General features: G+C 32.3%; 25 protein-coding genes. 21 read left to right on the top strand and 4 right to left on the bottom strand.

Features of this window, described 5'->3' with window-relative positions; all coding sequences use genetic code 11:
* Nucleotides 1-7 precede the first annotated feature (7 nt).
* The 21 genes from acpS (at nt 8) to JM172_RS14120 (ending at nt 21275) form a co-directional block, all read left to right on the top strand.
* A complete protein-coding gene (acpS, locus tag JM172_RS14220) occupies nt 8-391 on the top strand; it encodes a holo-ACP synthase (protein ID WP_214483026.1) in 384 nt (127 codons plus the stop codon).
* A 121-nt stretch (nt 392-512) separates the two neighbouring features.
* On the top strand, nt 513-1172 hold the full coding sequence (locus tag JM172_RS14215; protein WP_214483025.1) for a helix-turn-helix domain-containing protein: 660 nt from the start codon (nt 513-515) through the stop codon (nt 1170-1172).
* Nucleotides 1173-1327: 155 nt separating this feature from the next.
* A complete protein-coding gene (locus JM172_RS14210; protein ID WP_250886676.1) occupies nt 1328-1927 on the top strand; it encodes a sugar phosphate isomerase/epimerase family protein in 600 nt (199 codons plus the stop codon).
* An 89-nt stretch (nt 1928-2016) separates the two neighbouring features.
* Entirely contained in the window at nt 2017-2547 is a 531-nt protein-coding gene (locus JM172_RS14205) for a hypothetical protein (protein ID WP_214483023.1), read from the top strand.
* A 66-nt stretch (nt 2548-2613) separates the two neighbouring features.
* Nucleotides 2614-3789: an NAD(P)/FAD-dependent oxidoreductase gene (locus JM172_RS14200; RefSeq protein ID WP_214483022.1), complete on the top strand. Its 1176-nt coding sequence runs from the start codon at nt 2614-2616 to the stop codon at nt 3787-3789.
* A complete protein-coding gene (locus tag JM172_RS14195; protein WP_214483021.1) occupies nt 3782-4681 on the top strand; it encodes a PDZ domain-containing protein in 900 nt (299 codons plus the stop codon). Before JM172_RS14200 ends, JM172_RS14195 begins: the two co-directional genes overlap by 8 nt.
* A complete protein-coding gene (locus JM172_RS14190) occupies nt 4678-4917 on the top strand; it encodes an acyl carrier protein (RefSeq protein WP_214483020.1) in 240 nt (79 codons plus the stop codon). The genes JM172_RS14195 and JM172_RS14190 overlap by 4 nt, the downstream gene beginning before the upstream one ends.
* Nucleotides 4918-4921: 4 nt before the next feature.
* On the top strand, nt 4922-6334 hold the full coding sequence (locus JM172_RS14185) for a class I adenylate-forming enzyme family protein (protein WP_214483019.1): 1413 nt from the start codon (nt 4922-4924) through the stop codon (nt 6332-6334).
* 27 nt (nt 6335-6361) lie between these two features.
* On the top strand, nt 6362-7099 hold the full coding sequence (locus JM172_RS14180; RefSeq protein WP_214483018.1) for a class I SAM-dependent methyltransferase: 738 nt from the start codon (nt 6362-6364) through the stop codon (nt 7097-7099).
* Nucleotides 7100-7128: 29 nt separating this feature from the next.
* Nucleotides 7129-7512 carry a 3-hydroxyacyl-ACP dehydratase FabZ family protein gene (locus JM172_RS14175; RefSeq protein WP_214483017.1) on the top strand — a complete coding sequence of 128 codons (384 nt, stop codon included), beginning with the start codon at nt 7129-7131 and terminating at the stop codon, nt 7510-7512.
* Nucleotides 7509-7922 (top strand): ApeI family dehydratase, encoded by a 414-nt coding sequence (locus tag JM172_RS14170; RefSeq protein ID WP_214483016.1) that lies wholly within the window; start codon nt 7509-7511, stop codon nt 7920-7922. The genes JM172_RS14175 and JM172_RS14170 overlap by 4 nt, the downstream gene beginning before the upstream one ends.
* A complete protein-coding gene (locus tag JM172_RS14165) occupies nt 7912-8703 on the top strand; it encodes an alpha/beta hydrolase (RefSeq protein ID WP_214483015.1) in 792 nt (263 codons plus the stop codon). The genes JM172_RS14170 and JM172_RS14165 overlap by 11 nt, the downstream gene beginning before the upstream one ends.
* Before the next feature lie 15 nt (nt 8704-8718).
* Nucleotides 8719-9603: a serine aminopeptidase domain-containing protein gene (locus JM172_RS14160; RefSeq protein WP_214483014.1), complete on the top strand. Its 885-nt coding sequence runs from the start codon at nt 8719-8721 to the stop codon at nt 9601-9603.
* Nucleotides 9600-10526, top strand: coding sequence for a BtrH N-terminal domain-containing protein (locus JM172_RS14155; protein ID WP_214483013.1), 927 nt, complete (start codon nt 9600-9602; stop codon nt 10524-10526). The genes JM172_RS14160 and JM172_RS14155 overlap by 4 nt, the downstream gene beginning before the upstream one ends.
* A gap of 4 nt (nt 10527-10530) precedes the next feature.
* Nucleotides 10531-11634: an aminopeptidase gene (locus JM172_RS14150; RefSeq protein WP_214483012.1), complete on the top strand. Its 1104-nt coding sequence runs from the start codon at nt 10531-10533 to the stop codon at nt 11632-11634.
* A gap of 15 nt (nt 11635-11649) precedes the next feature.
* Nucleotides 11650-12639, top strand: a complete 990-nt coding sequence (locus tag JM172_RS14145; protein WP_214483011.1) for a hypothetical protein — start codon at nt 11650-11652, stop codon at nt 12637-12639.
* Nucleotides 12640-12649: 10 nt separating this feature from the next.
* Complete coding sequence (locus JM172_RS14140; protein WP_214483010.1) at nt 12650-14398, top strand: ABC transporter ATP-binding protein; 1749 nt, start codon at nt 12650-12652, stop codon at nt 14396-14398.
* On the top strand, nt 14391-16109 hold the full coding sequence (locus tag JM172_RS14135; protein WP_214483009.1) for an ABC transporter ATP-binding protein: 1719 nt from the start codon (nt 14391-14393) through the stop codon (nt 16107-16109). The genes JM172_RS14140 and JM172_RS14135 overlap by 8 nt, the downstream gene beginning before the upstream one ends.
* Before the next feature lie 9 nt (nt 16110-16118).
* On the top strand, nt 16119-17744 hold the full coding sequence (locus JM172_RS14130; RefSeq protein ID WP_214483008.1) for a carbamoyltransferase family protein: 1626 nt from the start codon (nt 16119-16121) through the stop codon (nt 17742-17744).
* Nucleotides 17737-19668, top strand: a complete 1932-nt coding sequence (locus JM172_RS14125) for a carbamoyltransferase C-terminal domain-containing protein (RefSeq protein WP_214483007.1) — start codon at nt 17737-17739, stop codon at nt 19666-19668. The genes JM172_RS14130 and JM172_RS14125 overlap by 8 nt, the downstream gene beginning before the upstream one ends.
* Nucleotides 19668-21275: a carbamoyltransferase C-terminal domain-containing protein gene (locus JM172_RS14120; RefSeq protein ID WP_214483006.1), complete on the top strand. Its 1608-nt coding sequence runs from the start codon at nt 19668-19670 to the stop codon at nt 21273-21275. The genes JM172_RS14125 and JM172_RS14120 overlap by 1 nt, the downstream gene beginning before the upstream one ends.
* Nucleotides 21276-21743: 468 nt before the next feature.
* Here JM172_RS14120 and JM172_RS14115 read toward each other — a convergent pair whose 3' ends face one another.
* From JM172_RS14115 to JM172_RS14100, 4 genes are read right to left on the bottom strand one after another with little or no spacing between them, the layout of a single operon-like run.
* Entirely contained in the window at nt 21744-22544 is an 801-nt protein-coding gene (locus JM172_RS14115; protein ID WP_214483005.1) for a phytanoyl-CoA dioxygenase family protein, read from the bottom strand.
* Between the two features lie 6 nt (nt 22545-22550).
* Entirely contained in the window at nt 22551-23363 is an 813-nt protein-coding gene (locus JM172_RS14110; protein ID WP_214483004.1) for a phytanoyl-CoA dioxygenase family protein, read from the bottom strand.
* On the bottom strand, nt 23332-23835 hold the full coding sequence (locus tag JM172_RS14105; protein WP_214483003.1) for an adenylyltransferase/cytidyltransferase family protein: 504 nt from the start codon (nt 23833-23835) through the stop codon (nt 23332-23334). The genes JM172_RS14110 and JM172_RS14105 overlap by 32 nt, the downstream gene beginning before the upstream one ends.
* Nucleotides 23832-24209 (bottom strand): hypothetical protein, encoded by a 378-nt coding sequence (locus tag JM172_RS14100; RefSeq protein WP_214483002.1) that lies wholly within the window; start codon nt 24207-24209, stop codon nt 23832-23834. The genes JM172_RS14105 and JM172_RS14100 overlap by 4 nt, the downstream gene beginning before the upstream one ends.
* Nucleotides 24210-24213: the final 4 nt, after the last annotated feature.

The raw sequence follows: 24213 nt of genomic DNA, 5'->3' as shown, positions 1-24213 counted from the left end.
GAACCAATTGATATATGGAACAGGTATTGATATACAGAATATAGGTAAATTTAAAAAGTTACTTGATAGAAGCGAAAGCAAATTTGTCACAAGAGTATTTACCGATAGAGAAATATCGTATTCAAAAAAAAAAGACTATAATCAATCTCTAGCAGGTAGGTGGACAGCAAAGGAAGCATTTTTTAAAGCACTAGGAACAGGTATTAGAAGTATACAATCTCTTAAAGAGGTTGAGGTAATAAACTTACCAAATGGTAAGCCTCACATTTTTTTATATGGGGAATTAAAGTCAAAATTTGAGGAACTAAATCTAAAAATAGATGTGAGCATTTCCCATTCTGTAGACTATGCAATTAGTCAGGTAATTATTAGTCAAAAGCCTCTCAAGTAACCTTCTTTTATAGGCAAAAAAACAAAAACCCTGTTTATGGATTTGTTTCTATATGTATTCTTGTCAAAAAATAGAGTTTAAATTATGGTGATTCCATCAATAGAGGAAGGTGAAATTATACTTGAAAATACTTTTAGTTTTTGATTCTAGTTTAACACCTAGTGATTTTCATAGTATTAACAACGTTTTAGAAACGACCCATATACAAAATGTAGAACAATATAACAAATTAGTAGAAGAGATGGAAACTAAAAGTGAATATAGGTTAATAGTCTTCTTGACTTCTTATCATAGCCTCCCATTTGATTGGAGGTTAAGCAAATTAAAAGCAACCGATTTTATCACTTTTATAGGTATTAAACAAAAGGAAATACCTCTAATTTGTAATTACCTTGATACAATCGGGATCCTCTCGCTTAAAAAGTCCAAAAATCCAAAATATGAAACCTTACTCCAAAATATTCTTCAATATATTAATAAGAATATGCAAGATAACTCCTTAAGCCTGTTAACAGTTTCAAAAGAATTTAACATCAGCCCCTCATACCTATCAAAACTATTTAAACATCATTACGGGGTCGGATTTAGAGAGTATTTAATTAAACAACGAATTAATAAAGCAAAAGCTATGTTAAGAAGTGGTGCCAGTGTTACTGATACCTGCTATGGAGTTGGCTATGGTGACTTAACGCACTTTTCCAAAATCTTTAGAAGATATGAAGGTATAAACCCATCTATATACAGAAAGAAAACAACTAAACATTTGAAATATGAGGAATGATTCAAATTATAAAGTTCAACAAAAACCAATTATCCTGTCATGTGTATCCATGGGGAACCAATCATTCTCTAGCATTTCAGGAGTTAAGCAACCTTGGAATCAATCAATGTGAGATTGGAAGTAATATTCTTTTTTCCTATCATCCCATTAAAATAATGGAGAATGCCCTTAAAAATAACATGAAAATCACAGGTGTATACGAGTTCGGGCATTTTGGAATTTGGGATAATAGAAGAAGTATTTATCTCCATCACGATAAACTAAGTGATTTACTTTATAGGTTGAAAATTGACTCCATCATTCTGAGCTCCGGATTTTTATTTAAAAACCATACTAATTCTAAAGATAAATTTTTGAAAATGATTAGTGAGATTACCAAACGATATCATAAAAATGGTATTAAGGTTGGTATACACCCTCATGCAGGTACATCAATATTTACGAGAGATGATATTGATTATGTCTTAGAGGGTCAGAAAGAACACATTTCATTGGTACCTGACCTTAATCATCTACGTAAAGCTCAAGTAAACCCCTATGACCTTTTTAAAGTATATAAAGATCATATATCTGAATTTCATATAACAGGATCCGAACAAGAATTGGATTTCTTATCTTTTTTATCAAGGGAAATGTATCATCAAAAACTAACTTTAGAAGTGGACCGTGTCGAATCAAATGCAAAGGTTGTGCTACAAAATTCATTAAATAATATTGATAATCTATTTTATAAACACAATAAAAAAAGACGATAAGTATACCTTTAAAAACAGAGCACCTTTTTTTTGAATATGGGATTATAGAATTGTCTTCGAAGACACATACACTTAAAGGAGGAGTTTTAATGGCTAAAGTTAATGCAAAAAAACAATTAAAAAAACAATTAAAATTAGAAACATCTACAAGTAGAACAGTATTCGAACTTCTTGACGGTCAACGTGAAGAGTTAGAATTCAAACAAGTACGCCCTACTGAATTCACAGTAACTGATTCTGATTTTCAATTAGGAACAGGAATTAGAGTTGAAATTGAAATTCAAAATGTTGATCTTGTTGCAACATCAAAGAAATTATGGCCTGGACAAGAGGTACGTGTTCGAGGTGGGGTTCATGGACAAGGGGAACCTATCAAAGCATTCGCAAAAGTTCCAGCAAACAAAACTATTACTGCTGGTGTGGACGCTGAGTCATTTTTATATTGGGTTATTGAAACTCCAGATGGAACTTTTCATAACGAACAACCAATCCATATGAAAGGCTTAATCAAAGGTCTTCCACCAAAAGATGCAACATTCCACTCTCAAGATGTTGTACGTATCTTTGACCAAGAAGGTAATGAAGCAGGTACTCTATACAACTGCCTTCAATCTAACTAATCATAATAACAATGAAAGGGGCATTTCATATGGCCCTTTCATTTTATTAAAACAGGGGAAATTGACATGTTTGACATCATAATAGTGGGAGCTAGGTGTGCGGGTTCATCCCTAGCTATTTTTTTAGGTAGGCTAGGGTATAAAGTGTTATTAATTGATAAGATTTCAAACATTGGTCCGACACTTTCGACCCATATTATTGGCGAAATTGATATATATAAAACTCTCAACATAGATAAAGAAATTAATAATTGTGGTTCACCTATCTTAAATCGCTTAAGAATTGATGTAGAAGGTCATATATTTGAATCTGATTTAATTGTTTCTGAACGAGCTATTAGTGTTAGAAGAGAATTATTTGACACATATCTAATAGAAGAGGTAGAGAGAACCCAAAATATAAGTATACAATTAGGGTTTGAAGTTACAGATATTTTAGCAGACAAGAATGGAATTATTGTTGGAATTGAAGGTAAGACAAAAAGTAATTCAATGAAACAAAAATTCTTCGGTAAAATAGTAGTTGGTGCTGACGGTAGAAACTCTATTATTTCTAAAAAAACGAATGCATTAACAACACTTAAACAAACTGAAGAAGAGTTGTCGGTTGCTTATGCTTATCTATCTGGTGTTAATCCACTACCACAGGGAACAATCGAATGGTTCTGGACAAAAGACAGTATTATTTTAAGTAATCCCATAGACCAAAATATGTACTGTATTGCCATAATGGTTCCACCTACAAAATTTCAAGAAATATGTTCTCACCATGGGTTTATCAAGAAATTGAAACATATTAAAACATTAAATCCACGGATTAATCATGTAGACATAGTTGGAAACATAAAAGGCCTTAAAAAGATAGACAGTTACATGAAACATCCTTATGGAGAGGGCTGGGTTCTTGTAGGAGATTCGAGTGCTTTTCTTCATCCTATAAGTGGAGTTGGGATAGATAACGCTGTTTGTACTGCAGAATATCTTGCATATCAAATTGACCAATTTTTAAGTGGTAAACAAAGTTGGGAGTACTCTATGGAACTATATATGAGTTTCAGAGATGAACGAATTACTCCTCAATTCCACTCCTCGATTAAGACTCAACAAATGCTAAAGGAACCCCTTAACGATAACCAAAACTCTATGACTAGTATGATTTGTACTTTTCCTAGTTTAGCTAAAAATATTGCATTAAAGTCACAAAAAATAGTTGAAATGTTACAGGAGGATAAAGATGATTAAAAATGCTTCTGACTGTTTTACAATTGAAACATATTTGGATGCGCCCATTGAAAAAGTTTGGAGATCTATAGCAACTCCAGATGGAATGAATTCTTATTTAACTTATAAATCTAGTTCTACAGGCGATCCTCATCACCCTAAGCAAGGTGATCATTTTTATTTAAATTATGGTGATATTGAAAATGATCAACTTGTAGCTTTATTCAATGAAAATGATACTTTTCGAGTATTTGATACGTATAAATCAATCTCTCCGGATGGATCTATTCAAAAATTCCAGGTTCAAACTACTACAAAAATTACAATAGAAGAAAACAATTTTACTAAACTAGCACTCACGGTTAAAGGATTTGGTTTAGACACCTTTGGACAATGGTTCCGTGAATGCATGCGACTAGGATGGACTAGATCTTTAATTAATTTAAAGTCGGTATTGGAATTAGGAATGGATTTACGAACAGCTCTATTTAGTTACCCAAGACTTGGTGTGCTGAATTGTACTGTCAATAGTGAACAAAAATCCGAACTAAATTATAGTGGGGAAGGAAATTATTTACTTGAAGTTTTTCCTAATAGCCCTGCTAGTATTGCAGGACTAAAACAGGGAGATATTATTCTTTTTATAAATGATAAAGAGACTCCTAACTATGACCAATTTGTCAAAATAATCTCTACCTTTGATATCGAAAAAGATAACATTACGATTAGATACTATAGAGATGGAGCAATTTATGATACAAAAATCCAACTATCATTAGAAGAAAGCTTTACTGGTCTAGTTGATACAGATAAAGAAACATTTGATGATATAAAACAGAAAAGAGAAGCACTAGCAAAACAACGTTCTTCCTCGGGTTCACTCTGGAAAGAAAAAGGGGTGAATGAATCGTGAGTGTTAAGGATAAAATAATTGACCTTATGAGTGACAACCATTGTGGTGTGTTACCAGTAGAATCAATAGATGAAGAAAAAACAATTATAGATGTTGGGTTTGACTCACTTCGTTTTATGGAGTTAGTAGTATTAATTGAAGAGGAATTCAATATAGAATTTCCTGATGATTTACTTGATATTAAAAGTACAACTTCTGTTGCTGAGGTTATTGAAAGAATAGAAAGTGAGGTATAACCTCTTGGACATTCTTAATCGAATTGATAACTCAGATAATCAAATCTGTATTAGGTTAGATCAGACAAGTGTCAGCTACAAGGACATCCATGGTGTTACTAAAATTAACCAGTTATTTATCAAAAAGTACATTAGAGTTAGAGAAACTAAGGGACAACCAGTAGTATTTGTAGACACGCTATTAGGATGGAAACTAATCCCTATATACCTTGCTTGTATGGAAGAAAGGATCACTGTTATTCCCGTTGATTTTGCAAACAGTCCGAATTTATCAAAAAAAATACTCAGTGAAATCTCAGGATTGTTAATTAAGAGTGATCATGTTGATGATAAAGGTAGATTAAAGGAAGTTAGCCTAAATAATAAGATAATAAACTATAAGATATTAGATGATGTTGCTTTTGTACTTTATACATCAGGAACCACACAAAGACCAAAAGGGGTTATGTTAACTTATAACAATATTATATCAAATGCTGAGCAAATAATAGAAAGACTACAAGTTTCTAAAGAGGACAGACTATTAATTGTACGTCCTCTATTTTACGCTTCTTCCATTACTGGTGAGATTTTCTCTGGTCTACTTTCTGGATCTTCCTTTGTATTTAAAGATTATTTGAAATCACCTTTACAAAGTATCAAACTAGTTGAAAAACACAAAATAAATTCTATGTTTTTAACCCCGTCACTAATGGTAAAACTTCTTCAAATGAGAAATAAAGGCCATTTCAAAAGCCTCAAAAAACTTGTCCTTAGCGGTGAACGTCTCTACTTTGCACAGTATTTAAACATAGCCCAATCACTTCCATCAAATGTTCAGATATATAACGCCTACGGGCTGACAGAAGCATCTCCAAGAATCAGCATTGAACATATTCACGATTCATTTCAAGAGGCTTCTGTTGGATATCCACTCAATAATGTCAAAACAAAAATAACTAACCGCCATGGGAGAAAAGTTCCTAAGGGTGAGAAGGGTTACTTACATGTCAAAGGCCCAAATGTGATGAAGGGGTATTTCAGGCAAAAAAGGTTAACTGAAAAAATGATAAATGATGGTTGGCTAAATACCAATGATATAGCAAGTATTATTGAGGATAGACTATATATATATGGTAGGGCTGATAACACTTTTATCAGGAATGGAGTAAACATTCAACTAGAGGAGATAGAAGAGTTGTTAAGGTCTACACCGTATGTAGAAGACACAATTGTTGTAAAAGAAGAAAAGAATAATAAGTTATATGAGATTATAGCAAAAATTGTTCCAACTAACATCTATGATCAAGTTTTATTAAGGAAAGAAATTCAAAAATGGGACAAGAAGTTATGGCCTGATAGAATAATTATTCATCAAGATATGCCGAATACTATGACAGGGAAGCTGAGTCGCTTAACTGAAAAGAATACAGAATAGAAGTAAAGCTTGAAAAGGAGAAGATCAATGGAACAATGGCAAAACTTTTTTACTAATGACTATTTAAAGTTTTCAGAAGAGATCTTAACAGATGAACGAACAAACTATGAATTAAACTTTTTGCTTGATAATTTAGATTTAAAAAAGGGAGCTAAGATTCTAGATCTTGGATGTGGACAAGGAAGAGTATCTGTCCCACTAGCAAAATGTGGTTTTGAAATTACTGGATTAGATGCTTCTAGTGATCTTTTAAAAGAAGCAGAGAAGAGAGCAGAACGTGAGTTATTAAATATTAAATTTGTCCAACTCGATATGAGGGATATGGCTTTTGAAGAAGAGTTTGATGCGGTTATCAATATGGGTACTGCTTTTGGATATATTGAAGAACAAAGTGAAGATTCAAAAATACTAGATAAAATCTATACATCTCTTAAGCCCAATGGAGTCTTTATACAGGATCTGGAAAATAGAGAAGCCAAGACCAACAACTATAACAGTCAAACATGGTATACCATGAATAACAGAATGGTATGGAGTAAGAGGGATTTTAACTTTATAACCGGACGATGGAACGAAGTCATTAAGTGGGTTGAAGATGAAAAAGAAAATCAATCTGTTCTAAACCTTAGACTATACACTGCTGCAGAGATAGTCCATATGAATAAGCAGGCTGGTTTTGATTTGGTAGAATCATATGGTTTTTACAATAATCAAAAGTATTCCCCTCAATCACCAAGAATGATAATGAAGTATAAAAAATCATAATGGTGAGTGATTTGAATTATATAAACCTCTTGCCACACCAATATCCTCTTCGACTTATTGACCGTGTAGATAAATACGTGCCAAAAGAACTTTTAAGAGCCACTTTAGATATTAAACAACTGGATTGGTTAAATACTAAAATAGTTCCATATTCTGTTTTACTTGAAGGCATGGCTCAAGCTGCAGTTATCTTCATTCAGCTTGAAACTAGGCCATTAAAGGAGAACGAGGTTCCTGTTTTAGGAGCAATTAAAAGTGAGATTTTATCAAAGAGCCTTCCAAGCAAAGGAAAGGTAAGCTATGATGTAAAACCACTCCGCATTTTAGAAACACAGGCTGTGTTAGAAGGGATAATTAAAGTTGATAATCAGTTGATATTGAAAGGGACGTTAACCGTAGGAGTACAATCATGAATACATCATTATTAGATAATTTTCAAAAACCTTGGTGTCTAATTGATAGTTTCACTTATCGAGAAAATGAGATTCTAAGTAAAAAATATGTAAGTTATAGTGATTTTTTTTTACTAGGCCACTTTAAGGAATACAGTGTCTTTCCTGGGATGCTTATGATTGAAGGTTTACTACAGTCTATTGAAGTAGCTAACAACAAAAATTTATTAAACACAAATAACCACATTCCAACAGAAATACAGTCAAGGTTCCTTCATCCTGTATTTCCTGGAGACATTATCCATTATTCAATTATTGTAGAAAAAGATTATGAGAACAAATTGGTACTAAAAGGGATAGGGAAAGTAAATCAACGGATTGTTATGAAAGCAAAATTTACTTTTCAAAAAGGAGTCAAAGATGGCGATTGAGAAATTTATTGAGTTAGAGGATCAAGGTCGACTAGCTGGTATATTACATATCCCAGAAAACATAAAAGGTAAGTGTCCACTTGTAATATACTGTCCTGGGAAAAATGGCGAACGTTATGAGGTTCATAGGTTAGCAGTCAAATATGCACGAAAATTAGCAAAAAAAGGGATTGCAACCCTTAGGTTTGACTATTATGGAATGGGATTAAGTGATGGGTTTTATTATGACATGACCACAACTACAAAAGTATCAAATATTGAAGCAGCTTTTAATTATGCATCGAAATTAGATTTTGTTAACAAAGATCAAATCGCTTATTTAGGGTTCAGTGATGGAGCAAGAATTGCTATCATGTCTGCAAATCGTACCAATGTCAATAAAGTCGTCATTTGGAGTCCATTATTTGATGAGTACGGTGGTAATTACCCTAATAATAAAAGACCTAAATTTTCAAGACATAAATATCGAAAAGACAAATTAGTTATGCCATGGGCAGGTTTATGGGTGAGCATGGATTTTTATCGTGATTTAAAAAACATTGAAATTATCGATGAAATTAAGTCATATTCTAACCCATCACTGCTCATATTTGGGGGAGATGACCCTCTTGTTCAAGAAGAAATGGAGTTCATGAGTGTCGACGAACTTCCAATATATCAAGGAACAACTAAAAATCAAACATATACAATCCCTAAAGCTGGACACCTCTTTACATCGGAGGAGCTAGAAAATACGTTAATGACCAAGACTACAAACTGGCTTTTATCCCAGTTTAGTTAAGAAAGGATGGTTAGCATGTGGGAGCAGAGATGGTTTGGGAAGAATCAGGAGTTATGCGGGATAATAGAACATGGTTCAGATGACTGCGATACTTTAGTGATTTCTTTACCTGGATTAGGTCAAGCAATGAGTGAAAAGAATTATCTTTTTTCAAATTTACGAAAACATTTAGCTGAAAAAGGTCAGAAATATATTCAGTTTGACTATAAAGGTTTTGGTGATAGTACAGGAGAAATGGGAGAATCCAGTCTTCAAACAATGTTTGAAGATGGCCTTTCTGTTCTAAAGGATGCCTGTGCAATGTTTAAACCGCGCAACATTTATTTGATTGGTAACGCTTTAGGTACTGTTATTGCTAGTAGATTAAGTAATGTTATCAAAAAGTTTTATCAAGTAGATTGTAAAGTCATCGGGATCTCCCCATTAATTACCCCTCTACCTAAATCAACTAGTCTATTTTCTGAATCTATTTTAAAAAGACTTCGTGGGAAAGGGTCTATAGACTCTCAAGAATTAGTGTCTGGGTTTGATTACTATACACTAAGTGACTTCAACCTGGATCAACACAAATACGTAACGAGATTAGGATCACACATGTTATATCTTCATGGGCAAAGAATATCAAATAAACTAATAGATGAACTCGATCAACTGAACCCTATTGAAGAGTTGCAGTCTGCAGATGATCTAACTTTAATTATTGGGGAAAAAGATTCTGAATTAAATTATGCTCAGGATATAAGCCAGGTCTTTATGCTTAACAATGTAGAGTATTTTTACCAACACCCGTCTGCAATGGATCAGGTATTTCAAATTGTGGAATCAATCATTTTTCCAAAGAACAAATGTAAATACTGTAAAAAGTGCAACCATAATAAGTCAATGGGTATTAAATCATGAAATTAAACATTAATCATTTAAACTATCTAGATTGTAGTAAATGTCAATATGTTAGTTACCTAAAAGACATTGGTTATCCTATAGAGGCTCTTTATTATAATTCTCTTGATTCCACAGATGAGATCTTTAATCAAATGATCAAACAAAAAAAATCTAGATGGCATTTTGATGAATTAGGCTTTCAACAGAACGATTGGAAGTTAGTAGGGGTAAAGAAAAAAGATGTATACTCCAATTCACTCTACAACCTCCAAGATGGAATTAAGAGAATAGTCAAGAATGGTAACATGGTATTCGCTTCAGTGGATGTCTATCATTTGCCTCATCGTAAACAAAGTTATCATCAAGAAAGGGCTCCTCATTCACTTGTTATAAAAGGAATAGATGGAGATATAGTTAATATTCTGGATGAAGTAGCTCCAACCTTTTCTCATTTTCAGTATTCATTCGAAGAAATAGATATTTCTTATAAAGACGGATGTGGATTTAAACATATTACTTATTTTGAACCTTGTGAAAGTGTAAATAACAGTGAATTGAAAAAGATAACAAAGCGCTACTTTAATGAGTTTTTTGAAGAACGGACTGAGAACTACGAATTATTCCATTCTCTTGAAGGTCTTTTAAAACTAAACTCTCCATACTTTAATGAATTAGCCCCAACCCTTGATCACTTGAGTTCCACGTTCACTTTATTATCTGGTTCAAGACAAATGTTTGCAAATTTTGCAGAGTTTGTTGAGCTGGATGACATAGTTGTTTCATTAGCTAATCATTCTTCTGAAATTGCTGAATCGATACGTAACATGCTTAATAAAGCTATTCTTCGAAACCGTGTAAAGGAACAGTTAGTTTTAGATAAAGCCATGAAGTTATGGGATACAGAAAAAAGACTAAATAATAATTTGACTAAGGTAAGGTGAAGATATGCTCTCTACAGATCAACAAAGAAAGATTGTACATAATCTAATCATTCATTCGAACAAGATAAAAAAGGGACAGAAAGTTTTAATTGATGTTCAGGGAGAAGTTGAAGACTTCGTAAACGTTTTAATCAGCGAAATCTATAAGCTAGGCGCTTTACCATATTTGAGAACCTATAAAACTGAATATCTAAAAGAATTAATTTGGGGTTCATCTGAAGAAAGCTTACAATTGTGGCTTGATCAAGAACTATTTAGGTTAAACAAGATGGATGCTTATATAGGGATAAAATCGCAAGAAAATATTTTTGAGTTTGAAGATATACCAAAAAATAAACTCGATTTATACAACAATAAATTCTTAAAGCCATACCAACATACTTATTTGAGTAAAGAAAATTGGACTTTATTACAATATCCCACATACGGAATGGCTCAATTAGCAAAAATTGGATCAGCTGAGTTGGTTGATATCTATTTCAAAGCATGCTCATTCGACTATACGCAATTTAGTAAAGATGTTCGGTCTTTACAAACATTATTAAACCAAACAGATAAGGTTGAAATCATATCTCCAAATACTCACCTTTCTTTTTCTATTAAACAAATAGGGAGTTTCATCTGTGATGGGAAGTATAACCTACCAGATGGAGAAATCTTTTCAGCGCCTGTAAAAGACTCAGTAGAAGGTTACATCCAATTTAACTGTCCTACTTCACTAAATGGTGAGATATTTAATGATGTATATCTCCAATTTAAAAATGGAAAGGTTGTTACCTGTAAGGCAAATAATCAGGAGAATTTGGAGAAAATTCTTTCTTCAGATACTGGATCTAAGTATATAGGAGAATTTGGTATCGGTTTAAATCCATTTATTAAAAAACCGATAAAAAACCTTTTATTTGATGAGAAAATGTTCGGTAGCCTTCATCTTGCTATAGGACAAGCCTTTCCTATGGCTTATAACGAAAACGAATCAGGTATCCACTTAGATTTTGTTTTAAATCAACAAAAAGAGTTTGGTGGAGGAGAACTCTACTTTGACGGAAAGCTCATAAGAAAAGATGGAATATTCATTCCAAAAGAGTTACAACAACTAAATTATTAGTTAGGAGGAACAAACATGGATATTACTCACTCAATCAACGAGCCAATCATTACGGCAAGTAGCGACCATGCTTTCCCATTATCTATATTATCAAAGGAACAAATAAAACATGCCCAAGATTGGTATTTAGCGAGAAGTATTCAAATTTATGGTAATAACAATAAGCAAACAATCGATATTTTCCAAGCTCATAATCTTAATAAACTCTCAACCCCTTTTGTATCAATTCAGTCTACTAAAGATAATGAGAGCATTGAAGACTCTCTTGTTGATTACCTGAATAATGGATATTATGTTCGTTTATATTTAGATCAATATTACTTGCAATACAGAGCTAGATACTCAAAGTCTATAAAAACTAACGACACTCTTATTTATGGATATAATAGTCAGACTGATTCATTTAAGTATATTGCTGTAAATAAAAATGGGGTGTTTGAAAAGAAAATCTTATTAAAAGAACACATTTTAAACGCTTTTAAATTTGCAAATCCAACAGAAAAGGATAAACAAAAAATATACCTATACAAATTAACCAATAGGAATTCTATTGATATAAAAGATTTAAAGAATACTGTTTTATCAAGCTTGGATGAATACTTAAATGTAAAGAATAGCTCAAAGAATTTTCCACACTTAATGGAATATTATTCAGAAAAAGATTATATTTTTGGAGTTGATAACTATAATCTATTAATCTCTCATTTAGAATCTGCAAAAAGTAATGAAAAAGAGTTAAATATCACAAACTTTCAAATTTTGAGTGAACATAAGCAGACTTTATTACACGTTTTTCATTCTCTTCAACAGCTAGGTAATCTCGATAGTCAATATACTGAACAAATGAAGAAGATTTTTGGATTGGCAGAAAACCTAAAAAAATCTGTGCTACGTTATATGTTAACTAGAAAAGATAGTGTTTTTCCGAAACTTATAGAAAAAATTAAGGATATTCAAAAAGAAGAAGTAGAGCTTCTGGAAAAAATTACGACAGTAATTAAATAGGTGATTATAAATGGATTTAATTCAAATATTTAAGAATTATTTAACGAAACGCACAGTATTATACGTTATTTCATTCGTTTTTTTAATCGTTTCCGAAATTTTAAATGTAATCCCCCCAAAATTAATTGGAAATATTATTGACCTGATTGAAGGAAAATCTATAACAGCTTCTGAATTATTTATTCATGTATTTCCTCTTTTCTTAATTGCCATATTACACTTTGGTGTAATCTATATTTGGTCTTCCGCTTTATTTGGTGGGGAGTTCTTCATACAAAAAGAGTTAAGACAAGACCTCTTTTTTAGAACACTGTTTAATAAGGCAGCACCAAAAGACTCAGGGAGTGCCATGACGATTATGAATAACGATATAAATAAAGTAGGTGCTGGTTATGGGTTTGGTATTTTAAGTTTTATGAGTACTTTCATCGGTCTTATTGTGGTCATCTATTCTATGAGCACGTTCATTAGTTGGAAATTAACTGTTGTTTCCCTCCTTCCTCTGCCTATTATTGTTTATTTAGTGAAAAGATTAGGAAGGAAAATACATCAAAAAACAATGGGCCTACAAAGTAAGGAAGGAACACTAAACAATCATATTTCAGAATTTTATAGCGGTATACGTCTAATTCGTATTTTTTCTTTAGAGAGGAAATATACAAATCAATTCATTAAAGCTAATAAAGAGCTTACTAATTCAGGAATTGACTTTAGTAGAATAAACAGTATGTTCCAACCTCTTATAGTGGCCTTAATACGAACTAGTTACGTTATTGCACTAGGATTCGGGTCGTACCTTATATCTGTTGGTGACATAACGATTGGTGAGTTAATTACCTTCACTCTTTATATTAATTTACTTCATTGGCCTGTTACAGCCTTTGGAGACTTTATTAGTTTATTTCAGCAAGGAAATGCTTCGGCTAAGCGTTACAATGACTATATCAATAATACTGATATTATTAAGGAATCCACTTTTAATTTGAATTCTATGGAAAATATTTCTTTAAAAGACTTTAGTCTATTTAAAGGAAAGAAAAAAATCCTTAAAAATATCAACCTTGATATTAAAAAGGGAGAAAATATCGCAATTGTAGGGAAGACTGGAAGTGGAAAAAGCTCCTTATTAAACTTCCTTACGGGTGATTATGAAAAATATGAAGGAACCGCTTTTATTTCAAACAAACCATACAAGGATATTACTCCAAAAGACCTCGTGAAACTTATTAGTTACTCTCCACAAGATCCAATGAATTTCTCAAAAACAATTTATGAGAATTTAACACTAGGAAAAAAATATGTCTCAAAACAAGTTATAAGAGATGTCTTAGAAATAACGGGCTTTGATAAAGAACTAGAAAAGTCTAATCTAACCCTAGATTCTTTCACTGGGGGAAGTGGAAAAAACCTTTCTGGAGGCCAACTTCAAAAACTGTCGTTATGTAGATCACTAATAAAAAATACTGAACTGTTACTATTAGATGATGTTTTCTCATCGATGGACTCAAAAAATACACTTGATATATTTAGTAACATATTAGAATTTCGACAAGGAAAAACCAATATCTTTGTTACTAACAATTTTGATCTCACCCCTTCAGTTGATAAAATCATCGTTTTAATTGATGGTGAGGTTGTTGAGTTTGGAGAACATTCTTCACTTCTTCAATCCAGTTCATGGTATTCATCCCAATATAAGAAGCATGAGGAGCTATGTGAACTGGAAAAAGAAGAGAGGGGGTTATATTGTGGTGAATAGAGCGACTATTTCTAGACTATACAATTATTTATTACTCTACAAACACCATTTTTTAGCAACAACTGTTGTTTTAATTCTGGCTATTGGAGCCGACCTATTAGTTCCTTATGTTATAAAGCATATACTAGATAACTATGTTGAAGGTGGATTACAAATAGGTTTGTTCACACCTGTATATGGATTATTGGCATTAATTTTAATCGCAGGTTTTCTCAATTTCAGTCATGAATACTTGTTCTCTAAGTATACAATTAATCTGGTAGAGAAAATCCGTAATGATTTAGTTCAGTATATTAATATGCTACCAAAAAGTTTTTTTGACAAGACCCCTACTGGAGAAATCATTAACAAAATTACAAATGAATCTATGCAAATCAAAGATGCCTTTGATAATTTCTTAGGTGGTTTTGTGGTTAGTTTACTTCAATTAATAGGAATATATATTATCCTAATATTAATAAATCCATACTACGCTTTAATTTCTCTCATAATACCTGGCATATTGCTAACAGTTAACTATATTATCAATAGGCCTATTCAAAGATACATCTCCATAATTCAAGAGTATTTAAATAAACTAAATATACTATTTGTTGATATAGTTAAAAACTTCCTACTTATTAGGTTAAATGGGGTAGAAAATCAATTAAACAATGAGTACAAGACTTACAATGACACTATTTACAAAAATATGATTAAAAGGATGCATATTCTTCATATTAGTGATGTTAACTTTAATGGGTTATTCCGAGGAGTCCTTATTGCATTCACAATCTTATATTTTGGAGAAGGAATCATAGAAGGGGAATATTCTGTTGGGGTACTGTACCTTTTAATAGAATACACCCGTAGAATCTTTCTTATTTTTAGAGGAATAAATAGTCAATGGGTTAATTCTTTAACCTCCATTGAAGCTGCTAATCGAGTTTTTAGTGTTTATGAAAACTATCAACCAGAAACTAGACCAACCCTTACCAAAAAAATAAGGGAGGGTAAAATCACTTTTAAACAAGTTAACTTTAGTTATGATAACAACCGAGAAGCTCTTAAAGATATAAGCCTGACCATTAACCCAGGAGAAAAAGTAGCCATAGTCGGACAAACCGGTTCAGGTAAAAGTACCATCGTAAACTTATTATTAGGATTTTACACTCCAAAAGAGGGTAACATTTTGGTCGATGATACAATAATCACCAATTTAGATATGAACTATTTAAGGGATCAAATTTCTTATGTGGATCAACATAGTTACGAATTTGATATGGTTTATCTTAATGAACTAAATCATACACAAAAAGAAAAACTAAAAGAAACATTACACCGACTTGGATCAACAAATTTAATAGATAAAATTAATCAAAAGAATCAGTCAAAGATTGAAGAGCTGTCATCTGGCGAAAAACAATTAATTACTATAGCCTTAGCTCTTTTAAAAGAGAGTAAGCTAATTATTTTAGACGAGGCAACCTCTAGCCAAGATGTTGAAACAGAACGCAAGGTTTTTGAAATCCTTGCACAAGAATCGAAGAATAAAACCCTTATCATGATTTCTCACCGATTATCCACTGTAAGAAATGCAAACAAAATCTTTGTTATGGGTGGTGGGATGCTCAAAGAAAAGGGCAATCATTTAGAATTAATGAATAAACAAGGATTCTACTATAAACTGACAACAAAAGAAACGTCAAGAGTTAACACAATAGAAAAATGAGGTGATAGTTTGAACGTACTCGGATTCGGTGGATCTATTCATGACTTTTCAGCTTGTTTATCAAGTAATGGGAAGATAAAAACTTATATTGAAGAAGAAAGATTGTTAAAAGTGAAACACTCTCTTAATATTGGTAGAAAAGTAGTATTAAATAAAGCGGCTGATTATTGTTTAAAAGAAAATAAGATAGATAACGATCAGATTGATTGTATGGTTACATCTGACATTGTTGAACCAGCTTATTATTCAAAGTTCAGCGAAAAAATCAATGTTATTAATCATCACTTATCTCACGCTGCTACATCCTATTATCCTTCTCCTTTTGAGGAAGCGGCAATATTAGTCGTTGATGGCCGAGGAAGTTTTTTGCCCAACGGTGAAAGAGAAACCGTCTCATTCTACTATGCTCAAGATAAAAAAATAAATGAATTAAAAAAGGTAAGTGGACGAGAAAATGGTAACTTAATCACAAATTCCATAGGGAAATTTTATGAAGAAGTAACTGACTTAATTGGATTTGGTTTTTTGCAAGATGGTAAAACAATGGGATTAGCTCCATTTGGTTCTGATAGATACACCCAAAAGTTTGAAGAGTTTTTTGAATACAATGCTAACGGATGGTTTAATCAGTCTCTTACACAACTTAAAGAATTGCGTGAGTTTATAAAGGGTGAACTTCAATGCAACAGTAACTCACAACAAACAAAAGCAGACTTAGCCTATGCCGTCCAATATCATGTTGAAGAGTATCTGGTTACAGCTTGCAATAATTTATACAATATAACACAATCAGATAACCTATGTCTTTCAGGAGGGGTAGCTTTAAATAGTGTAGCTAACTATAAGATCCTGAAAAGAACACCTTTTAAGAATGTGTATATTTTCCCTGCAGCCGGTGATGCTGGAACGGCAGTTGGATGTTCGTTGTATGGCTATTATGAAATAATGGACAACGAACGGAACCTTGATACTGAGGTTTGTAGCCCATATTTAGGTAAAAGTTACACAGATAATGAAATTTTCCAAGTGCTCGAAAAATATAGGTCTGAAATTGAAGTTAAGCATTATGATGAAAAAGATTTATCTAATGTGGCTTCAAAACTTATATCTGAAGGAAACATTATAGGTTGGTTCCAAGGAAAATCTGAGGCTGGCCCACGAGCTCTTGGAAATAGAAGTATACTTGCAGATCCAAGATATGGTCATATGAAAGATACCATTAATAAGCGTATTAAACACAGAGAAGCTTTTAGACCGTTTGCACCAGCTATTCTGGAAGAATACGTGAATGACTATTTTGAGTTTTCATCACGTTCTCCATACATGCTTTTTGTATCAAATATAAAACCCGAAACACAATATTTAATTCCTTCTGTTACTCACGTAGATGGGACAGGTAGGTTACAAACAGTTTCGCAAAATAGTAACCCCCCATTTTATTCTCTTATTGAAAGCTTTTATAAATTAACAAATATACCTATTCTACTTAATACATCATTTAATGATAACGGCCAACCTATTGTAGAATCACCAGAAGACGCAATTAAAACGTTCTTAGTTATTGATTTAGACTATCTTGTTATTGGTCATTATTTAATAAAAAAAGAAAAAATAAAGGGTGATGTAAATGAATGACGGATATTACTTAGCAACTTATCTTCACATTGATCCCATTGATCATCTTCTAGATACGATTGTAAGGCATGACCAAAATATCGCCTTATTCCTTAAACAAGGAGAGCGTATTAAACTTATTCGTTACTGGGAACTAGAAAGACTGACTGGTAAAAAGGAGCATCACAAGTCCTTTCATAGTATTGAACAGGCAAAAGAGACTATTAATCAATTACTAAGTTCTTTCAACCTTACATTGGACGATATGCAAGCCGTATGGGGAACACCGGGTTTAGATACTTCAAATGATTATCATTCTTTAGAGGAATATAAAGACTTGTCATACCACAGTATTACACATATATTTTCATCAATTTTACTTGAACCAGAGAAGTTCTATAACGATCAAATGATAGGTTTTGCTGTAGATGGCGGGCCTGACGGAGTTGTCGATGAATTCGAACGTGTTAAAAAGCCTTATTACGTAGGATGTTACGTTAATAAAGGAGATCTTGAGATGTTCCCAGTAGAATCCCCTGGATTATTGTGGGGATGGGCAATGTTTTATTTTGGGATTAAAGAGGGAACTCTTATGGCTTTAGCTTCTGCGAGTGAGAGTCAAGTTTACTTTGATTATAGTCATGATATTCCCATCTTTGATGGTAGTAAATACTTTGGAAAAGAAAACCCTTTTGAAAAGTTATACGAAAAGATCAAATCTTTTACGAAAGCAGATGAAGGAAAACTTTTTAACTATTTTGATCCCCGTTTTACCGAAGAAGAAAATAAGATAAGTATGCTGATGAAAATTATACAAGAAGCTTCATTTAAAATCATGGAGATTAACGTAGATCGTGTACTAAGTCGTTATAATATTAAACCAGAAGAAACTCACCTGTCAATGTCCGGAGGCTTTACTTTAAATTGTCCTACTAATAGTTATATAATGAATAAATATAACTTTAAGAGCTTTATTGCTCCACCTTGTGTTGGAGATAGTGGCTTATCATTAGGTATTGGTCTTTATGCTTTTTATAAGATAATGGGTCGTTTTTCATTTAAATTCAAAGATGCTTTCTATGGAGAGCCTGATACATTCTCAAAACAGAAGATTCAACAAAATTATAAAGACTATATAGAAAAAATAACTCCTTTAGATTTTGATCAGATGGTGGATGATATTTGTGAAAGCCCAGTCGTATGGTTCAACGAACAGACGGAAATCGGTCCACGTGCACTAGGGAATCGCTCTATTATAAGTGACCCAAGATCTATCAAAATGAAAGACAAGTTAAATCATATTAAAAAAAGGGAATGGTGGAGGCCTGTTGCCCCAATTATATTGGAGGAATGTTTAGAACAATGGTTTGAGAATGCTTACCCTTCTGAATACATGCTTCATACCTTTAAGATAAAACCTTCTAAAGCAAATATAATTCCAGCAGTTGCCCATCTAGATAGCTCAGCAAGAGTTCAAACAGTTAATCAAAAAAACAACCATTTAATTTATAATGTAACTAAACATTTTTATAAAGCTACAGGCGTTCCAATCATTTGTAATACATCATTAAATGACAAAGGGGAACCAATTATTAATAAAATTGATGAAGCAATAAATTTTTGTCTAAGAAAAGGGATAAAAGTAGGATATTTTAACGGTCAACGAGTACAATTTACGAATTATCATAAATATACCAATCTTAAACCAAGTCCGAGAAAGCTTCAGATTGATAACTTAGTAGATAAACAAAAAGAAAAACTGTGGAAGCAAGTAAACCCTCATAATGTACCGAAAGAAATATTGGAATACTATAAAGATCCTCTTGAAAAAATTAGATTCCTCTACAAATACAGAATTCAAGATGCTAAGGATGCATTAAGAATGACGAAGGAAATCCCATCGCTTATGAAACATCGAATGTTTGAAAAGAAGAATGATAAATAATGAAAATACTAAGTCTTGGTGGATCGGTACACGATTTTTCCGCATGTATTGTCATTGATGGAAAAGTTGCAATCGCTGTAGAAGAAGAGAAACTAACGCGAGAAAAATACTCTCCTCATAATCGGAAAACTTTTAGGTGTAAGGCTGCTGATTATTGCCTTAAATCTCTAGGTCTAACAATAAATGATATTGACCTAATAGTTGGAAATGATCTTATAGAATCTGACTACTATTTTAAGTTCAACGAAAAGATAATACTTATGAATCATCACTTGTCACATGCAGCTGCTTGTTATTATACTTCGAAATTAAAGAAAAGTGCTATATTAGTAGCAGATGGTAGGGGAAGTTATACAAATAAAGAGAAGCGTACCCGAGAAACTATTAGTTACTATACCTCAAAGAAAAATCAAATACACTGCATAAAAAAAGTAGTAGGTTTAGAAAGCAATGACTATAGTATTGTAACAAATTCATTAGGAATGTTTCTTCAATACGTTACAATCGGTATTGGGTATTTTGAGATGAACGATAAAAAAACAATGAATATTGCGATGGAAGGAACAAGTAGATTTGTAAAAGACTTTTACCAATTCTACTCTATATCCAAAGGTGAGTTTATTCAAGAACTTAAGCAATTGAATAATTTAGAAAAATTTATCTCAGAAAAGATAAAAATAGCTAGTAATTATAAGGAAGAAGAACAAACAAAAGCAGACTTAGCTTATGCGATTCAATTTCATTTAGAAAGTATTGTTTTGAAATTATGTAGATACCTGTATGAACGAACGAACGAAAAATACCTTTGTTTGTCAGGAGCCATATTTGAAAACTCTGCTCTGATATCTAAAATAAAACGAGAGTCTCCATTTAAAGAAGTGTTTGCTTCACCGTTTATGGGGGATGCGGGGACAAGTATAGGCAGTGCCTTATATTACTCTCTTATGAACAGTTCCTATCATATTCCCAAAAATAAAAACTTTTCTCCTTTCATAGGAAAGAATTATACAAATTTTGAAATTGAATCAACCCTAAATGAGTTTAATGCGATTTTTACTCGGATTAATAATAATTTAGAGAAGAAAATAGCACAAAAAATTTCTCAAGGTAACCTAATAGGTATTTTTAATGGGAAAAGTGAATTTGGCCGTTTTTCCTTTGGAAATAGAACTATTATAGGTGATCCAAGTCTTCATTTAAATAAAGCCAGATTAAACAAAATTAAGGACCGGAAAAGTAAGCATTCTTTTGGTGTATTTATTTTAGACAAACATAGCAAAGTAATAAACAACAATAACTTAAGTTCTCAATATATATGTAACAAAGATAAATTAAACAATAGTCATAGTTTTCCTTCAATTACTAATAGCGATAACTCTGCGCACATTACAACTATTAATAGGAAAAATAATTCTTTTTTATATAAAATATTAAATGAGTTTCATAAAATTAAAGGTATTCCAATAATCATAAATACTCCTTTAAAAAAATCTGATAAAGCTCTAATTGAGACACCGAATGAGGCATTAGACTTCTTCTATGATTCAGGATTGGATTATATTTTATTAGGAAACTACTTAGTTTCAAAAAAAATTGATACACTGTGACTTTAGAATTTAATTATGTATATTAAAACACATGGTATCTTCAGTAATTGAAGTGCCATGTGTTTTTGGAAAGAAAATTAGTAAGTTTGTTAATGAATTGAAAAAGTTGTACGATAAGTATTTTGGTGTAATATTAGTTAAGCTTGGGAGCATATCTAAGCCTTTTATATTGCTATTTAACTTATTTCAAGTCAGAAGAGCCCCTATTACCAAAAAAATAAACCAAATTGAAATAAATAATGTTGAATGAGAGGTGAAAAATAGTTGGTATATTTGTCTTCTTAAATAGTACAGGTTGCTCTTTAAAAGCGAAAGCTTGAAGTGTATAGAAACTCGTCTGCAATGTAAAATATAAATATGACCGTACCAGTAAACCCTCAAGCTCTGCTCTCAAGGTAGAGACTTAATTCCTAAATATCCCATTTCAACATAGCTAAGATATAAGTAGTTTAATTAATATTAACGGTTTCATTCCCAGTCTCTATCAAATACTATAGGATTTAAATGAGTGTTAGCCAAGTCTCCAGGTGATCGACCTGGAAAGTATGTTGTTAGATGTTTAATTCTATCCTCATTATCATGCGGGTGTATAATTTTAGCAGGATCAGCATAATAAGTAATCGTCATTACTTCCCTATCAAATTTTTCATTATTTTGATTGGCTCCATGCAAAATCCATCCATCATGGAATGTTGCATCACCAGCTTTCATTCCACCATATGTGACAGTATTTAATTTTTCCTTAAGTGCTATTTTCATTGTTGTACTTTTTAATTTATGAGAGCCTGAAATAAAAGATAGAGAACCAATAGAACTTGGAATATCGATAAGAGGCATCCACATTGTAATTTTCTTATCAGGGTCTAATTCCATCATGTATTCATTATCCTGATGCCAGGGGGTAGGACCACCCCCAGATTCCTTAAAGAAAGACTGATCTAAGTAAAGCCGAACTTGGTCTACTCCTAATAGATCTGCTGCGATCTTCCCGAATCGTTTTGACATAACATACTTTTTTATCCTTGCATCTTTTCGCCATAGGTTAATAGTCTGTAGAAACGCTTTCCCAAATGTATCTCTATCTGCCAATGCTCTAGTTTCTTGATTAAAGTTAAATACAGCTTCTTGGATAATGGGCTGATAGCAAGATATTTCTTCTCCTGTTGCAACTTCTCTTAGTAAGACATGACCGTTATACTTAAAGTCATCAATATGTTTTTTACTTAAATTATAGTTACTTTCTAATGACGGCAAGTTTTCAATTTTCATTCTTTCCTATACCTCTTCATCTTCACGTGAGTATAAGACAGGAGTAAGATCACTAGCAGCTAAGTCTCCTGGTGATTTTCCAGGAAAAAGTCTTCTTAAATGATAATTTCGTGCGTCCTTTGCTTTATTCTCTTCTGGTTCCACAATTGTTAAATCATCAGCTATATAAATAATTGTTAGAACCTCTCTATAATTTGGGGTGGGGTTTCCTGCTGCATAATGAAGAGTTAATCCAGAATGGAATGTTGCGTCACCGGGATTCATGGCACCATAATCAACTAATGGGTATCCTTTCCTTGCAGCTAATAAAACATCCTCAGTAGCTAATTCATGCGAACGAGAGACAAACCCCATAGAACCAATTTCTTCTGGCAAATAATTTAAAGCCATCCACATTGTTATTGTTCTATCAGGATGAATAGGAAGCATGTACGCGCTGTCTGTATGCCATGGTATTGCCCCACCACCAGGTTCTAGAAATATCGAAGAATCATGATATAAACGAATTCGATCTTCTCCAAGTAAGTTTGCTGCAATTTTTGCAAATCTTTTTGCGAAAGTTAATCTTCTAATTTTTGAATTAATCTCCCACATATTCATAACAGTAGGAAAAGCCTTTTCTACTCCATAATAATGATGGTCTTCTTTAGGAATATTCTCTAATTTGTAATTTAGAGCAAGTTCAACCACATGTGGACGATAAGCATCGATTTCAACTTGGTTCATTACGCTTCGTAATAAAATATGCCCATCTCGTTGATAGTTATCAATTTGTTCTTTAGTTAAATTATAAGTAGAGTCTAGATTTGGTAATGTCATATAATTCACCTCTGTATTTTTTCTTTAAAGGAGTAGAAGAATAGCGCTTTTTCTCACCTAAAAGTAAAATCTTAGTTCCGACTTCTTTAGCCACTTCTTGTTCTGGAAAATCCTTTCCCTTGTAATCAATTCCCTTCACAAAAAAATCTGGACGTATTAGGCTAATAATTTTGTTTAAATTTAATTCATCTATTCTTACCACATAATCAACATATTCAAGAGCTGCCAACATATTAGCTCGTTCCTCAAATGGATATAGGGGAGATTCTCCTTTTACTTTTATCACTGAATCATCAGAATTAATGCCAACGATCACAATACCGTTTAAACTTTTTGCTTCTTCTATATATTCTAGGTGTCCAGGATGGAATAAATCAAAACATCCACCAGCCAGAATAATCTTTTTAAATTCCTCCCGGTGCTTTTTTATATGATTTAGTAGACTTTCTCTTGTTACGATTTTCATTCTCATAACCTTACCTCAGTTTTAAATCCCAATTTATTTAATAAATATAATGACAGTTCGCGTATATGACTTCGAAAGGGGTTGTAGATATAACAAAGAGGGGAGAACTGAAGGTTAGTGAAACGAAAAGAGAAATTATCCATTTGTTCTGGGATAATTATAGAGACAATTTTCAAGGGAGATTTCCATAAATCATTTGGTGAAAGGTAGGAATAATTATCCTTTAGTATATGTTCAGATGATATTAATACTGTTTTAGTGTTTTCTTTCACTAATAGTTGTTCATCAGTTACTACGTTAATCTTATTTACTCCTAGTTCTTTAAAATCTTTTCTTAATATTTCTTGATAAAATTTGGTCAATTCTTCATTCTGATTCAAACTT

Origin of the sequence: Bacillus sp. SM2101 (assembly GCF_018588585.1) — a bacterium.
In the GTDB taxonomy this organism is placed as follows: domain Bacteria; phylum Bacillota; class Bacilli; order Bacillales; family SM2101; genus Nanhaiella; species Nanhaiella sioensis.
The sequence above is the reverse complement of the archived record's forward strand: the minus strand, read 5'-3'. Positions and strand labels throughout refer to the sequence as shown.

Bases quoted from the DNA above. Each gene is read 5' to 3' on its own strand.
- JM172_RS14210 (WP_250886676.1), top strand. From the start codon at position 1,328: ATGGAGAATGCCCTTAAAAATAACATGAAAATCACAGGTGTATACGAG.
- JM172_RS14205 (WP_214483023.1), top strand. From the start codon at position 2,017: ATGGCTAAAGTTAATGCAAAAAAACAATTAAAAAAACAATTAAAATTA.
- JM172_RS14200 (WP_214483022.1), top strand. From the start codon at position 2,614: ATGTTTGACATCATAATAGTGGGAGCTAGGTGTGCGGGTTCATCCCTA.
- JM172_RS14195 (WP_214483021.1), top strand. From the start codon at position 3,782: ATGATTAAAAATGCTTCTGACTGTTTTACAATTGAAACATATTTGGAT.
- JM172_RS14180 (WP_214483018.1), top strand. From the start codon at position 6,362: ATGGAACAATGGCAAAACTTTTTTACTAATGACTATTTAAAGTTTTCA.
- JM172_RS14170 (WP_214483016.1), top strand. From the start codon at position 7,509: ATGAATACATCATTATTAGATAATTTTCAAAAACCTTGGTGTCTAATT.
- JM172_RS14165 (WP_214483015.1), top strand. From the start codon at position 7,912: ATGGCGATTGAGAAATTTATTGAGTTAGAGGATCAAGGTCGACTAGCT.
- JM172_RS14160 (WP_214483014.1), top strand. From the start codon at position 8,719: ATGTGGGAGCAGAGATGGTTTGGGAAGAATCAGGAGTTATGCGGGATA.
- JM172_RS14155 (WP_214483013.1), top strand. From the start codon at position 9,600: ATGAAATTAAACATTAATCATTTAAACTATCTAGATTGTAGTAAATGT.
- JM172_RS14150 (WP_214483012.1), top strand. From the start codon at position 10,531: ATGCTCTCTACAGATCAACAAAGAAAGATTGTACATAATCTAATCATT.
- JM172_RS14145 (WP_214483011.1), top strand. From the start codon at position 11,650: ATGGATATTACTCACTCAATCAACGAGCCAATCATTACGGCAAGTAGC.
- JM172_RS14140 (WP_214483010.1), top strand. From the start codon at position 12,650: ATGGATTTAATTCAAATATTTAAGAATTATTTAACGAAACGCACAGTA.
- JM172_RS14125 (WP_214483007.1), top strand. From the start codon at position 17,737: ATGAATGACGGATATTACTTAGCAACTTATCTTCACATTGATCCCATT.
- JM172_RS14120 (WP_214483006.1), top strand. From the start codon at position 19,668: ATGAAAATACTAAGTCTTGGTGGATCGGTACACGATTTTTCCGCATGT.
- JM172_RS14115 (WP_214483005.1), bottom strand. From the start codon at position 22,544: ATGAAAATTGAAAACTTGCCGTCATTAGAAAGTAACTATAATTTAAGT.
- JM172_RS14110 (WP_214483004.1), bottom strand. From the start codon at position 23,363: ATGACATTACCAAATCTAGACTCTACTTATAATTTAACTAAAGAACAA.
- JM172_RS14105 (WP_214483003.1), bottom strand. From the start codon at position 23,835: ATGAGAATGAAAATCGTAACAAGAGAAAGTCTACTAAATCATATAAAA.